General features: G+C 43.6%; 11 protein-coding genes and 1 tRNA gene. 5 read left to right on the top strand and 7 right to left on the bottom strand.

Annotation, left to right across the window (positions count from 1 at the left end):
• The first annotated feature begins 107 nt into the window (after positions 1-107).
• Positions 108-2,099: a glucosidase family protein gene (locus tag AC1DFM_RS22855; RefSeq protein WP_477079077.1), complete on the top strand. Its 1,992-nt coding sequence runs from the start codon at positions 108-110 to the stop codon at positions 2,097-2,099.
• 95 nt (positions 2,100-2,194) lie between these two features.
• Here the strand turns inward: AC1DFM_RS22855 and AC1DFM_RS22850 are convergent, their stop codons facing one another.
• Both AC1DFM_RS22850 and AC1DFM_RS22845 read right to left on the bottom strand, forming a co-directional pair.
• Positions 2,195-3,871, bottom strand: a complete 1,677-nt coding sequence (locus tag AC1DFM_RS22850; RefSeq protein WP_477079076.1) for a SusD/RagB family nutrient-binding outer membrane lipoprotein — start codon at positions 3,869-3,871, stop codon at positions 2,195-2,197.
• A gap of 31 nt (positions 3,872-3,902) precedes the next feature.
• A complete protein-coding gene (locus tag AC1DFM_RS22845; RefSeq protein ID WP_477079075.1) occupies positions 3,903-7,334 on the bottom strand; it encodes a SusC/RagA family TonB-linked outer membrane protein in 3,432 nt (1,143 codons plus the stop codon).
• A gap of 420 nt (positions 7,335-7,754) precedes the next feature.
• Here AC1DFM_RS22845 and AC1DFM_RS22840 point away from each other — a divergent pair, with 420 nt between their 5' ends.
• From AC1DFM_RS22840 to AC1DFM_RS22830, 3 genes are all read left to right on the top strand, one after another.
• Entirely contained in the window at positions 7,755-8,123 is a 369-nt protein-coding gene (locus AC1DFM_RS22840; RefSeq protein ID WP_477079074.1) for a YccF domain-containing protein, read from the top strand.
• Positions 8,124-8,187: 64 nt separating this feature from the next.
• The gene (locus AC1DFM_RS22835; RefSeq protein WP_477079073.1) at positions 8,188-8,388 is read left to right on the top strand and encodes a hypothetical protein; all 201 of its coding nucleotides are present in this window, start codon (positions 8,188-8,190) and stop codon (positions 8,386-8,388) included.
• A gap of 230 nt (positions 8,389-8,618) precedes the next feature.
• Positions 8,619-9,308, top strand: a complete 690-nt coding sequence (locus AC1DFM_RS22830; RefSeq protein WP_477079072.1) for a nuclear transport factor 2 family protein — start codon at positions 8,619-8,621, stop codon at positions 9,306-9,308.
• A 30-nt stretch (positions 9,309-9,338) separates the two neighbouring features.
• Here the strand turns inward: AC1DFM_RS22830 and AC1DFM_RS22825 are convergent, their stop codons facing one another.
• Entirely contained in the window at positions 9,339-9,929 is a 591-nt protein-coding gene (locus AC1DFM_RS22825; protein ID WP_477079071.1) for a YdeI/OmpD-associated family protein, read from the bottom strand.
• 400 nt (positions 9,930-10,329) lie between these two features.
• Here AC1DFM_RS22825 and AC1DFM_RS22820 point away from each other — a divergent pair.
• Positions 10,330-10,402, top strand: a tRNA-Lys gene (locus tag AC1DFM_RS22820).
• 287 nt (positions 10,403-10,689) lie between these two features.
• Here the strand turns inward: AC1DFM_RS22820 and AC1DFM_RS22815 are convergent.
• The 4 genes from AC1DFM_RS22815 to AC1DFM_RS22800 all read right to left on the bottom strand — a co-directional run.
• A complete protein-coding gene (locus AC1DFM_RS22815) occupies positions 10,690-12,618 on the bottom strand; it encodes a peptidase domain-containing ABC transporter (protein WP_477079317.1) in 1,929 nt (642 codons plus the stop codon).
• A gap of 47 nt (positions 12,619-12,665) precedes the next feature.
• Positions 12,666-13,634, bottom strand: coding sequence for an IS481 family transposase (locus tag AC1DFM_RS22810; protein ID WP_477079070.1), 969 nt, complete (start codon positions 13,632-13,634; stop codon positions 12,666-12,668).
• Positions 13,635-13,820: 186 nt separating this feature from the next.
• Positions 13,821-14,063 carry a cysteine peptidase family C39 domain-containing protein gene (locus AC1DFM_RS22805; RefSeq protein WP_477079069.1) on the bottom strand — a complete coding sequence of 81 codons (243 nt, stop codon included), beginning with the start codon at positions 14,061-14,063 and terminating at the stop codon, positions 13,821-13,823.
• 75 nt (positions 14,064-14,138) lie between these two features.
• Positions 14,139-14,257 (bottom strand): IS3 family transposase (locus AC1DFM_RS22800; protein WP_477079316.1); only part of this gene is annotated, 119 nt, incomplete at its 5' end.

Below are 14,257 nucleotides of genomic sequence, written 5' to 3'. Positions count from 1 at the left end.
CAGGATAATATCCTTTTGAAATGAGGTAATATCTGTGTTATTTCTGTTTTTTTGATCTGCTAATTTCGCCCACCTGATCAACGGCCATCTTTGCAAAAAAATTATACATGAATAGTAGCAGATTTTTCCTGGTAGTGGGATGCTGGTTAGCAATGACCAGTTATACGTATGCGCAGTCGCCCCGCTGGGCCCTGGCAAAGGATGGCGGTATCCGTCAGACGGTGAAATCCAATGACGTGCATACCGATCATATTGAAATGAGCGGTAAGCAGTTGTCGGCCATTATCACTTATGGGGTGACCGATCAGCAGGAATTGTTACTGAAGAAGCAACTGGTATTCCCCCTGTTGCGCACCATTCCGAATAACACCCATGCCAGCCTGAAAGTAAATTTTGATGGTAGGGAGTTACCGGCTATAACAGTAGATGGAGCGGCATTGAAAGTATTGCCGGCCGACTTCTATCTGAAAAGTATGTTACAAATAAATGCCCGTACCAACACCGGGCTAACGGTAACGGATATATTATTTCCATCCATAGATAAAGCAGGGTTTATCCAAATGCGGGAGCTGGTGAATAACAGCGGCCGCACCTGCCACGTGCAGGTGGATAGCCTGGTGAAGGAACAACATACGGATGCTACAAAAGGAGTATATGGAGAATATGTGATACAATCCGCTGTAACCGGCTATGGCAGCTTTGACCTGGCGCCGGGAGAGAAACATTCGCTGGCGATTATTTATTCCGCCCGCAAAATCAACACGCCTGCTTATTATTTTTCGCCGGCGTATGAGTTAGCGCGCAGAACTGCTTTTGTGCAGGAACTGATGCAGGACCTGGTGCTGGAAACGCCTAACGATACCATCAACCGAGGTTTTGATTTTGCTAAAATCCGCGCCACGGAGAGCATCTACGATACGAAAGCCGGATTGATGCATGGTCCTGGTGGAGGCGCCTATTACGCAGCCATCTGGGCGAATGATCAGGCAGAATATGCCAATCCGTTTTTTCCTTTTCTGGGAAATGCGAATGGTAATGAGTCGGCCCGCAACAGTTTCCGTTTGTTCGCCGGCTATATGAATAAAGATTATAAGCCTATTCCCAGTTCTGTGATAGCTGAGGGAGATGGATACTGGAACGGTGCCGGTGATCGCGGCGATCAGGCCATGATAGCCTATGGCGCGGCGCGTTTTGCACTGGCATCGGGGGATACTGCTACGGCAAAGCAATTGTATCCGCTGATCAACTGGTGTCTGCAATACTTGGAGCTGCATAAAAGACCTGATGGCATTATTACCTCTGATGCAGATGAGCTGGAAGGCCGTTTCCCGGCGGGGAAGGCTAATTTGTCGACGAATGCGTTGGCGTATGGTGCTTATCAAAGTGCTGCTTGCGTAGCAACAGCGTTGGGCGACAAGGCTACAGCTGCGTTGTATCGCAATCGTCAGCAGCAAATGGGGCGTGCTATTGAGCAGTTTTTTGGTCACAATGTGCAGGGCTTTGATACCTATCGTTACTATGAAGAGAATACGGTATTGCGTTCCTGGATTTGCCTGCCACTGGTAATGGGTATCAATGAGCGCCGCGATGCAACCATGAAAGCATTGCTCTCGCCTTACTTATGGACGCATAACGGTATCCTCACCGCATCCGGAGATCATACATTCTGGGACCGTTCTACCTTGTACGCTTTCCGCGGACTTTTCTTCGCCGGCGCTACAGACACTACACTGAAATATCTGGCTTATTATACCCGTCAGCGTTTATTGGGAGAGCATGTGCCGTATCCGGTAGAAGCGTGGCCGGAAGGTGATCAGCGTCACCTTTCTGCAGAAAGTGCATTGTATTGCCGGGTGATTACGGAAGGACTTTTTGGAATAGTGCCAACGGGCTTGCGGCAATTTGAGATGTGTCCGCGTTTGCCGGCCAGCTGGAACCAGATGGCGTTGCGCCATATCCGCGCATTTGGCGCTGATATGGATATACTGATAAAGCGTTCGGGCAAACAACTGAAAGTAACGGTAACGGATAAAGGAAAACAGGTGTGGCAGAAAGACTGGAATGGGAAAGATGTGTTGAAGATAGCTATTAGCGATTAGCTTTTAGCTTTTAGCAAAATGCAGCGGAGATAAACATATAACATGTTCTCCGCTGCATTTTGCTAAAAGCTAAAAGCTAATCGCTAATAGCTGGTTCATTGTCCTTTACCAAAATCCGGCGCGGATTTGTCGTACCAGATTCTTTGTGTGCTAAGTGTAGGAAGATCCTGTGCATTGGGGGTAAAGCCCTGTTGCTGCATAGCGGCATTCCAGTTGGTACGGTTTATTTCTCCCGGGTCCAGCAACCAGAACCGGCGGGGGATCAACTCATGAAAAGTCTCCCTGGCGTAATACGCAGAGGTATTTTTAGGGTAGCCTGTGCGTCTGCAAAAAACAAATGCTTCATTAGGCTGCCGGTAAAAGCTCAGGTATTCCTGTATGTAGATCCGCTCCAGGTCATTGGTGCCATTGAATTTGACAGCAGGATTGTTTAAATAGTTATTGATCTCCGTTTGCCCGTCACCGTTATAAGCAGTGGTAGATGCTGCAGCGATGGCCATCGCATTATTCGTTTGAATAGAAGAAGCGATGCCTTTTTTGTACCAGTCTTCCGCACTGCCCTTGGTATCAACACCTCCTGCATATCCCTTCTGTATAAATTCTGCCAGGTAAAAGCAGGTTTCTGCGTAGGTCACAGATACGTCCAGGAAATTATTGGTGGCATTGTTGAGTTTAGGAGAGAAGAATTTCCGGTTGATGGCGGATATCAGGTTGTATTTTGTATACGGACCAATGGGGAACGACGTGCCTATATAAGCCGCTACCGTAGGATTGGTGGTCCAGTCGGCCGGGCCTCCCTGGAACATGATCAGTGGATCATTGATATCAATGAACGCAGGCAGTGTCACATGGTATTTAGCAAGACTATCTTTAAAGCTTCCTTTCAATTCATTGGTTTCAAAATATACCGGTAACCGGGGATCATTGCTTTTCTTCAGGAACGCCATCATGGAGGTGGTGGCATACCGGCGGCTGCGATAATCCACATCACTGCTGGTACCGAAAGGCGAGTAGGTGGTATTGAGATATTTTACCTGTGAATCATCTCCATTGATAGGACCGGTAGGATCTTTCAGCACTTGTTGGAAAATGGTTTTGCATTTGGCATTGTCGGCATTTTCCAGGCGCGCAGCGATCCTGAGTTTAAGTGTATTCGCCAGTTTGATCCATTTGGCCCAGTCGCCCTGATAGAAGATGTCCGATTGGCCGTAGCTGATCTGTGTGGTCAGTGAATTATCAGATAGTACTTTGATGGCATCGTCCAGTTGTGATAGCCAGTTGTTGATGAGGGCGGATTGCTCGTCGAATACAGGGCCGTAGTTGCTTTGGTAACGTCCTTCGATGGCCTGGGAATAAGGAATGGAGCCATTCATGTCTGTTACCTTGATGCCGTGCAATACCTGTAAAACATACGATACCGCTTTAGCACGCTGGTATTGCTCCTTATTGGGTTTCAGGTCGGCCTGTCTTCTTATTTCGTAGAGATTGGGCAGGATTTGCAGGTAGTAATTAGTATACCGGCTATTTACATTGGATGTCATTTCATACGGACTGGTGGTGATGGATTGTGTAAACCGCATCAGCTGTTCCAGGCTTTCGTATACCCATTCGTTACCCTGGTAGGTAATCATTTTATCTTCCGAATAGCTCAGGAGATATTTTATATCTGGTTGAGAAACGAGGCTGGGATCTGTGTTGATATCGCCGAAATTTTTTGCGCAGCCCGTAGCGCCCAGGAGTGCCAGTAATATTGCGTATTTTATATTTTTCATGTTGGATGTTTTTTTGTGTACAATTTTTTACCTAGAAGCCCACCCGGATGGAACCCGCAATGGAGCGCACCATCGGCAGAAATCCTTCTTCCCCGGAGTAGGCGGTATTATTGGAGTTGTTGGATGCCGGGTTATAATTGTAAGGCAGTGAATTGTACAGGTATAATAAGTCGCGGCCTATGATGGCTACGCTAAGATTATTGAGCATCATTTTCTTGCAGATCGCGGGGGAGAACTGATACGCGAGTGACACCTGTCGTAATGAAATCCAGGAATTCTTTTTGATCCAGTAATCAGATACGCCCGTAGAAGAAGAGCCATAGCGATAGTAGAATTGTGGTGCATGGCTGGGTTCAACATAACCTTTATCATAGGCTTGTTTGTAGGTCATGCCGCCTACATTTATCTGTGTACCGTCGGCCTGGGTGATCATCTGGCCTTTAGCAAAAACGCCGTCGGGGATAATACCATCGTCGTATACCTGGTTATCATAGGCGCTTTTCCAGGTAATGCCGCCGTGTTCAGCATCTCTGCCAGCGAGGGTATTAGGGAATACGCCGGTATGTGTACCATAGCGGTAGGTGAGGAGTACAAAATCTCCCCCAAATTTACCATCCAGTAATACGTTCAGTGAAAAGTTTTTATAGCGGAAGGTGTTGCCCCATCCTGCACGGAATTTAGCGTTGATATCTCCTACGTCCTGCATGGTGTTGCTGCGGGCGGGGAAGCCGGTGCGGCCATCGGAACGCCAGGCCAGTTCAGGTTTACCGTTGTTAGGATCATCAATGGGTTTGCCATTGGCATCTGTGGCCTGGTAGGGTCTGGAGTGAATCAGTGTACGCAGGGTACCGTATGATTTGCCAACAGTGGCCCAGGTGCTGATTTCCCCGATATTGGCTTTCAGGTCGAAGTCGGTGATGCCGGGTGCCAGGTCTACAATCATGTTTCTGTTCCGGGAGTAGTTCAGGTTAGTGTTCCACTCGAAATTTTTAGTTTTTACCGGTGTACCATCAATCATGATTTCGATACCACGGTTCCGGATGTTGCCGGCGTTAAGGATAACGCCTTGCAGCCCGGATTCCGGTGGCAGCGCGATGTTCAGGATTTGTCTTTTGGTATTATCCTGGTAAAGGGAAACATCGAAGCCTATTCTGTTCTTGAGAAAGCGCATTTCCGCGCCCACTTCTTTCGCAATCTTTCTCTCCGACTTAATATTAGGCTGGATAGCAATGATAGCGCCTGTGAGTGGGTCGGTATAGCGGCTATGGGTAGAAATAGGTAAATCTATTCCATTCCATTGCGTATAGCCGTTGAATGCAAATCCTGGGTTGATCACAAATGGATCGGTGTCGTTACCTAACCAGGCGATATTGCCTCTCAGTTTACCGTAGCTAATCCATTCGGGCATCTTAAAGGTTTCTGAGAACAGCCATGATGCGCTGATAGAGGGGTAGCTGTAGAAGAAGTTACCGGAGCCATTGGTATAAGCGAGGGTAGAGGACCAGTCGCCGCGGAAAGTTCCCTGTAAGAACAACTGGTTCTTCCAGGCCAGGTCGGCGCTGGCGTAGATAGAGTTCATGGCTTTCCTGCTTCGCAGCCCACCAGTTGCCTTGGGTTTGTTTTTAGAATTGGCGAGAAAGTAGTTGCCGGGATAGTTTAGTCCGCCGTCGGTTTCATCATAGTTGTACCAGGTTTGCATGCGCTGTGCTTCGCCACCGATATAGCCGGTGAGGTCCAGGTCTTTGGACAGACTTTTATTCACCATGGCCATCCATTTCAGGAAGTAGCTTTCTTTGTTTGAATGTCCGATACCGTATAAACCGCCGCCGAAGTTGGGATCTTGTCCCAGTTCTTTGTTTTCATTTTTGGTGTAGAGGTTATTGACATTGCCTTCCAGCAACAGTTTCAGCCAGGGGTTGATAGTAGCGGTAAGGGCAATGCGACCTCGGATGGTTTGTTCATTCTGCAGGTAGTTATTTTCGAAAAGGCTGAACCAGAAGCGGGATTCGGGTGCTTTATTGGGTTCGTCCTCGTTCTCCGGATTAGGCGCGCCACCAAAGATGCTGGTGTATTTGGATTTTTGCATCCAGTATTTTGTGTCGTAGTTACGAGGCAGCATCCAGGTAAATAGTTTACCGAAGTTATAGGAGGCGAAGGCATCGAGTCCGCCGAGGCGTGGCGGGTTTCTGCCGGAGAAGTCGGTGTAGTTGGCGCTGGCGTCGGCACTGAGCCATTTGTTGATGATATGTGTAACGTGCAGGTCTATACTGTTTTTCAGCATATCATTTTTTCTCACAATGCCTTCGCTTTGGTCGCGGGTATAAGATACGCGGAAGGTGGAGCGGTCGTTACCACCATCTAATGCGATGTTGGTCGCCGAGCCGTGGCCGGTTTGGAAAGCATCCAGGAAGTTATTGGGCTGCGCCACATATTTGGTGGGAGTGCCATCGTAGTTGATCACATCCTGTCCGGCGAAGCGGGGGCCCCAGTTTTCCAGTTCCCGGTTTATTTGTCGGTCTATATAAGGTTTGCCGGTGAGCGGATCTATGGGGAACACCTTCGTTCTCCATCTTTCTGTATCCTTATAATTTTGATCACGCTTATCGGTATAGAAGTAGCCGACGGTGCCACCGCCGTATTCATTTTGAAAATCGGGTCCGGAGTAGGGTTTAAATACATTGAACGTCTGACTAACGTTTACGCCTAAACCTTTTCGTTCACGTCCTTTTTTGGTGGTGATGAGGATAACGCCGTTGATAGAGCGGGAGCCGTAGAGGGCTGCGGCAGCGGAGCCTTTGAGCACCGTAACGGATTCAAAGTCTTCCATGTTCAGGTTTTTCAGGTCGTTACCAAAGTCGCGCCCCGTACCATTGAACGTGTTGTTTTCCACGATTACGCCGTCGATCACAAAAATCGGTTGGTTGTTGCTTCTCAGCGTGGAGTTACCGCGGATGAGTATTTTGCTGCTGCCGAAAAGGCCGCCGGCGCCTTGATCTATCTGAACGCCCGCTACCTTGCCTTGCAGGGCATTCACGGGGTTTACTTCATTGGTGACGGCGAGGTCAGCGCCTTTAATTTCCGTGGCGGAATAACCGAGGCTTTTCTTGGCTTTGGTGATGCCTAACGCGGTGACCACTACTTCGCCGAGTTGTTTGTTGTCTTCCGTCAGTATGACGTTAATGGATGTTTGCCGGTTGATGGCGATTTCCTGTTTTATAAAGCCAACCGCATTAAATACGAGGGTACCGTTGTCTGGGGCGGTGATGGTATAAATGCCGAGGCCATTGGTAACGGCGCCGGTTTTAGTGCCTTTCAGCAATACCGATATACCGGGTATCGGCTCTTTGTTGGTGCCGGTGACTTTTCCGGTGATGCTGATGTTCTGGGCAAATAATGTACTGCAGCAGAGGAGCAGGTACAAGGAGATAGCCCTGCGTTTGCAGGAGCGTAGCAGTTTCCACATACATTTTTGTTTACAGGTTGATAAATAACTAGTGTGATAATTGATCGATGGCGTGCAATTGTTTTATTTGTTCATGACGGTTGATTGATGCTCGACTGGTCGCTACAAGGGGCATTTTCACAGTTTCAGCAAGAGACGCTATGCATTGTTCGATTGACTAACACGATGGTTGGGTAAATGTTTGGATGAAAAATGTTTGTCCTTTCTCCAGTCGCTCTGTTGCTCTCCCGGCGCCGGTGATGGATATTACAGGAATTGGAATGTATAKGGCTCTGATAGCTGCCGTCAAAAAAAGGCTGACAGATAAAGCATTAGTAAGATACTATTATCTGTTGGGTTATAAAATGCGGATATTTATTTTTTTGCTGGAAATTATCGTGTGTGCATGCAAATTTCCGTGTTCCGTTATACATTTGACATATGAATTTAATTGGTAACATTATCTGGCTTATTTTCGGGGGCTTCGTCACATTTCTGCAGTACATGGTCAGCGGCTTATTACTTTGTTTGACTATTATAGGTATTCCTTTTGGTTTGCAGTGTTTTAAAATTGGTTTCTTTACGCTGATGCCTTTTGGGCGTCATGTGCGGGATGTACCCGGACAAACGGGTTGTTTGTCTACTATTTTTAACATTATCTGGATATTTCTGGGCGGTATCTGGATTGCTTTGACACATCTGGGATTTGGACTGCTGCTTTGCATCACGATTATTGGTATTCCCTTTGGCCGTCAGCATTTCAAGCTGATGAGTCTGAGTTTTACTCCTTTTGGTAAAGAGATTTATTAACGGTTGTGTGTGCCGGCGTTGGCACGACTATTGGTTTTTGGTATGTCAGACTAAAACCTGGAATATGAAAAAGATATTAATTGCCGCCGCTGTAGTAGGCGCTGCCGCCTCCCTGGTGATATTGTATCTCAGGAAGCGTTATCCCGGAGAACAGTTTGTAGACGATGCCCGGGACCTAGTACAGGATTCGACAGATACGGTAGGTAAGTACGCCAAAAAAGCAACGCGTGAAGTAAACGGCATTTATAGTAATGCCATGGGTTAAGTGCCCGCAGGAATAAAATATTTTAGCGTGTCCGGATAACGGACACGCTTTTTTTTGTATGTTTATAGCATAGTAATTCTCTCCAAATATCAAATCAGGATCATTAAAGATCCGTTCTTCCCGAAAGGAAGCAGGGTTTCCTTTCACTAATTTCTCCGACTGATACTATTTGTTTTTTCGGCGCATCGATGCGCTGGACAAGCTTTTTATCTTCCAAAAAAATAAACAAAATGACGATCATAAATAATAGGGGCATTGTATTGGCAGCGGTAAAGGCGCTCATAGGAGAGCGGAATGCGGATGCAGTGGATATCTTTCTACCCGAAAACTATATTCAACACAGTCCGCAGGTAAAAGATGGCAAGGAAGGATTACGGGAAGCTATTCATCAGATGAAGCAATTGCCGCCCGCACCGGCGGGGCAGGTGTTTCCCATTGTACGCACTATTGCAGAAGGGGATTATGTGATGCTGCATATGGATATTGCTTTTATGGGCAGGAAAATGGCCATTGTGGATCTTTATCGCCTCGAAGCGGGGAAGCTGGCTGAACATTGGGATGCTACGCAGGAGCAGCCTGCTGGTAGCAACGTGACGGATGGTACATCTGTCGTTACCGGGATTGCTTCAACAGCTGAAAATAAGCAGTGGGCGCAGCGTTTCTTCGATCAGCCCGATGCGGCTTTATTAGCGGCGGATTACGTGAATCATGATGTAGTGCCGTTTTCGCCGCAGCAGCAGACTGTGCATCGCATCATAGGAGAGGGTAATTTTGTGATGGTGCAATCTTCAGGCATGCTGGATGATCAACCGGCGGTATTTTATGATATCTGTCGCGTGGAGAATTGCTTGCTGGCAGAACATTGGCGGGTGGCGCAGGTGGTACCTGCGGTACTACCACATACCAATGGTATGATATAAGGGGTTAGCCCTCCGTGATGGAGCGGGGGGCTAATAAAATTTTTCTCCTTTCGCCAGCATCTCGATGAACGTAACGATGCGTTTGGCCCTTGTTTCCGGCTTTTTCGCGCTCTGTAACCGGAAATAGATGGCGAATAAATTTTGTTTATTCAGCGTTTCGAAAAACGCTTTTGCTTTTTTATTTTTATTGAGGGCAGTCATGAAGTCTTCCGGAATGGTAGCATCGCGGGAGGCGGCATAGGCGGCATCCCAGCGTCCATCGGCTTTTGCGGCTTCTACCTGGGCAAATCCTGCGGGCTTCATTTTGCCTAAGCCGGTGAGTCGTTCTATATGTTTGGTATTTCTTTCAGACCAGATGCTTTTCGCGCGGCGAGGTGTAAATTTCTGTACAAAAGATACCGCATCTCTTGACTTCGACATGCCATCTATCCATCCATAGCAGAGGGCTTCATCTAATGCCTGGGCATAATTGATGGAAGGGATTTTGGAATCTTTTTTATACATCAGCAGCCATACACCGTCTGTTTGTGTATGATTTTCAGCCAGCCATTGTTCCCACTGTTCCTGGGTTTCAAAGGCCAATACCGATAATTCTTTAGGTGTTTCCTTCGGCTTTGTCATAGGTACGAAGATAAGACATTGATTCGCGTGTAGGCGTCTCCGTTAAATAAATTTTATCGTTTTAATGAGCGGTATTCTTATCTAATAGGTTAAATATTCGCTCTGTTTACATGTGTTATTAATATTATTTGATAGATAGCGTATTTAGTTTATTCCCAGCCTATGAATGAATGTTTAACACTTATTGCAAAGGTAGCACCAGCAATGGTGCACCCCTTGCTGGTGTAACGGTTACCTATATACGCAGATTTGTAAATAAATAAACGCTTGAAATCGGCCATGGCATTATGTTTTTTATTTTTGTAAATAAAAATGTTTCAAAAATATTTTGCAGGAATAAATATTTTTCTATCTTTGCAATCCCTTAACAACAAGGGTGTTACGGTAAAAGCAGTAATATGATTCCCTAGCTCAGTTGGTAGAGCAATACACTTTTAATGTATGGGTCTTGGGTTCGAGTCCCAAGGGGATCACTGGAAAGTTTCAAAGCCTGCGCTAGTCGCGGGCTTTGTTGTTTTGGTCTATTTGTTAGTCTATCAAAGTGCGAAATTGCTGTTCGTGTTTACTTAGTTTTATTTGGGTTGACTTGTCTATACTAATTTACAACAATTCTTTTCAATGGTCATTGGTCCCTTTGGATTTTATTGCATATGCAGGAGGATTCTTACTGCAGAAGCTAACTTATAACCCAACTCTAAGAGAGCTTGAAACTTGAGCACAGTTTGAATTTTTTCATAAAATGCACTATAATTTTTCATCACTAGAACTTTCCAGTTAAGTCGTTCCAATATTTGCTATATAGGTTTATTGTCCGTAATAATGTGTTATGGGYTCCATGTATCTTGATAGTGCMATTTTCTAAAATATAAATCCTGTCACAGAAGTTTTTTAAAATATGTAGTCTGTGAGTAATGAAAATTACGCCCATATCTTTTTTTATCTGTTTTAACAGATGTAATAGAAACTGTTCTGATTGCCTATCCATATAGGCAGTAGCCTCATCAAGAATGAGTAGCTGCGGTTTATTGTATAGTGCTCGTGCTAAAGCTATTATTTGTTTTTGTCCACCGGATAAATTAATGCCTTCCTCACCAATAATTGTCATATAGGATTGTGGAAGGTTATCAATAAAAGGCGTGAATCCATAATCTTGTAAAAACAGCAAAACAGCTTGTGTATTGGAGAACGCATCATCAAAAGCAATGTTTTCTAATACAGACCCATTAAAGATGTGAATATGTTGAGGTACAATACTTACTATCTGCCTCCAGTTTTTTAGAGAAACGCTTCTTAGCGGAAAGTTACTGTTAATAATGATCTCTCCAGACTCCCAAAGTTGATGCTTTTGTAATATCTGGCATAAGGTGCTTTTGCCAGATCCATTTTCTCCCATTAGGGCAATGATTTCCCCCCTGTTAATTTTAAAAGAAACATCTTTTAATAAAAGGCTTCTACCTGCAAATCGAAAAGAAAKATTTTGAACATTTAAACTTTCGAAAATAGTAATATTATTGCCCACTGTTTCTCTTTCTGGTTCAATTCCAGTAAATTCAAACATTCTGTCGAAAGCAATTTTTGCCTCATTTATTGGTATAGTTACCAAAGCGAGATTTGAAATACTTGTCAATAGAGAGCCACACATACCTAAAATGGCAAAAAGCTCCCCTGTTTTCATTTGATTATTCAAAACCTGATGACTATCCCAAAATAAAATGCCCAATAAAAAAAATATGCCAAAACTATTTGCTAAAAAAGAAAGCTTTATCTGAATCTTACCTAATGAAAAAATAGTATTCTGATAAGTATTATACACGTCTTTATTTTTTTTGCTAAAAAAAGATATTTTGTTATGGCTTTTTATTGGCTCTATACCTTGCAAAGTAGATATGTAATTTGATTCTGATAATGCATAATTGACCATAATCGACCGCTGTCCCTCTTGAATTGTTTTATTATGGACATATATCAGATAATAAAATGCCGGAATAGCTGCCAGCGAGATAATTCCTGATTGCCAGGAATAGATGAAAATAAAGATAGTAGCAACAATGGATACCAATAAGTCAATAATAACATTGCCCACTAATTGAGTAATTACCATTTGAATATGTGAAGTGTCTTGGAGTCTAGCTGTAAGGTCACCAATTTTCCGGTTGTCAAAAAACGGCTTCGGTAAATGTAATAAGTGATTGTAGAAAAAATCAATTATGCGTACGTTAAATTTCTTATACTGATGAAGCAGGAAATATTGTCTGACTATAGAAAGGATTTCCTTGAATAGTAGTAAAACTAAAACCAAGATAATACCTATATTAAGTTTGGTGATGTTTTTTTGGGGCAAAATATCGTCAATAAGGCGCTGTGAAAATATGGTCATTGTCAGATTTAAGATAACCATAACTACGCCGATACAAGCTGCAATAATTAATAGTGGATTATCTTCTTTTACTAATTGCTTGACCCAATTTATTTTTGCCTGTTCAATTTCTTTTTTTACAGTAAAATTGGAACTGGGTTTTAGAATTAAGCATGTCCTTGATTTCCATATTTGCAGCAACTCATCGCTAGTGAGATGGATTATCCCTCTAGCTGGGTCGCCGATAATAAATTTTAATTCTTTGTTTTGTTTTATTGTTTCGTAACAAACAACATAATGTTCCATGCCATTTGCCATAACAACATGAAGGATGCAGGGATCGTTATGTGTGATATTTCAAGAGATATGAGACAAAATGGTCATCGTTTTCTGTAGTACATTTTGGCATTCCGCGGTACGATGTCAACTTCTTTTTCCCAGTATTTTCCAGTTACATCTGGCTGTATCGGGATTAGGTGTTCTAGCTCTAAAAGTTTCTCATATGGCGTCTTTCCGTTTAGTGAAGCGTGAGGTCGTTTATGATTATAGAAGTTCTGCCAATCAAGCAATCGAGGTGCTAAGTCCATGTTTTTTTCTGATCGCGGAATTGTATTGTAAAATTCTGATTTATCGGTTAGTTGTGACCTTTCAACCTTGCCATTTAAATGAGGGCTCCTAGGTTTTATAGGTCTGAATTTTATAAAATGAACCATTAATTCTTCCTGGAAAAGATCATTGAAGAATTCAGTTCCCCAATCAGTCTGCACTCGATGGATTGGAAACTCAAAGGTATCCAGGACATGTCCTAAGAAATCCACAGTAGAATCGGCCCTTTTATTTGGGTATAGCCTTAATGTTCTTAGCCTGGTGCAATCATCAACAGCAGTAAATTGATAGCATTTAGGGCCTATTTTTGTAACATCCATCTGAACTCGATCCCCTGGAATTGGCCTACTGTAGCGTTTTATATCATTATGCTTGCGATACTTTTTGATATTAGGTAAATTATTATCCTTAATTACTCGCCAAACTGTTGGAGCCGATATGTCGATTTTATGGATTCTAAGGAGGTGAGTACTTATTCTTTGTGGGCCGAAATTACATTCTAGCCTAATTGATTTTATAAGTGCTACAATCTCTTTATTTATTTTTTGCTTAGCCAKGTTCTTCGGGCGTTGAGATAATCCCTTTAATGCTTCTATACCGCTATCCTCAAATCGTTTGATCCATCTATATAGCGTGGATCTAGGGATGCCGCATTTGAGCGCAGCTTTACTAACGGATCCAAGGTCTTGATAACACTTGATCCAGCTTTCTCTTGCCTTTATTTGCCTTTGTTTTGCATTCATAAACAAACGTGGACAGATAGATGAAGAATAATGACATGGATTTCCTGCGGCCGCCAATCTTCTTTGAAATAGATGCCTTTTGCAACAGAAGGATTTGTATTAGACTTAATCACAGAAGGCATCTATTCCAAAGAAGAAATACTCCGCAATTAAAAATATGAAAAATGTAGCGAATCTGTTGAAACTTCACACGTTATGATTTATTAAAGACTCTAAGTCAGCTTCGCATCCTTCTGCATTAAATCCCGATTGAATAGATGCTTGATATAAACCAAGAAGGGTTGTGCCTGATATGCTTGCTCCACTTAATTTTCTTAGTTTTTCTAAAGAAGAATCCCCATCATAATATTTGATAATTGACATCAAACAAGCTATGCCGCAGTCTTTCTGATCTTGCTGTAAGGTTATTGAGTAACTTTTATTTTTCATCTTTGAATTCACTCGATATTAAAGCTAATTTTATAGACCCACAACTGGAATTGCAACAATAAAATGGACAGTTGGTTAAGCTGCAATATTTTGTTTGTTTAAAAATTCCCCAAAATCCTGTGGAGACATGTATCCCAGGGCTGAATGTAATCTTTTGCGGTTGTACCAGATTTCTATATATTCGAATACGGCCA

The sequence above is a fragment of the Chitinophaga sp. 05T412 genome, from assembly GCF_056396465.1.
Note: the sequence above shows the minus strand (reverse complement) of the source record. Positions and strands in the feature narration are given on the sequence as shown.

Bases quoted from the DNA above. Each gene is read 5' to 3' on its own strand.
- AC1DFM_RS22855 (WP_477079077.1), top strand. From the start codon at position 108: ATGAATAGTAGCAGATTTTTCCTGGTAGTGGGATGCTGGTTAGCAATG.
- AC1DFM_RS22850 (WP_477079076.1), bottom strand. From the start codon at position 3,871: ATGAAAAATATAAAATACGCAATATTACTGGCACTCCTGGGCGCTACG.
- AC1DFM_RS22845 (WP_477079075.1), bottom strand. From the start codon at position 7,334: ATGTGGAAACTGCTACGCTCCTGCAAACGCAGGGCTATCTCCTTGTAC.
- AC1DFM_RS22840 (WP_477079074.1), top strand. From the start codon at position 7,755: ATGAATTTAATTGGTAACATTATCTGGCTTATTTTCGGGGGCTTCGTC.
- AC1DFM_RS22835 (WP_477079073.1), top strand. From the start codon at position 8,188: ATGAAAAAGATATTAATTGCCGCCGCTGTAGTAGGCGCTGCCGCCTCC.
- AC1DFM_RS22830 (WP_477079072.1), top strand. From the start codon at position 8,619: ATGACGATCATAAATAATAGGGGCATTGTATTGGCAGCGGTAAAGGCG.
- AC1DFM_RS22825 (WP_477079071.1), bottom strand. From the start codon at position 9,929: ATGACAAAGCCGAAGGAAACACCTAAAGAATTATCGGTATTGGCCTTT.
- AC1DFM_RS22805 (WP_477079069.1), bottom strand. From the start codon at position 14,063: ATGAAAAATAAAAGTTACTCAATAACCTTACAGCAAGATCAGAAAGAC.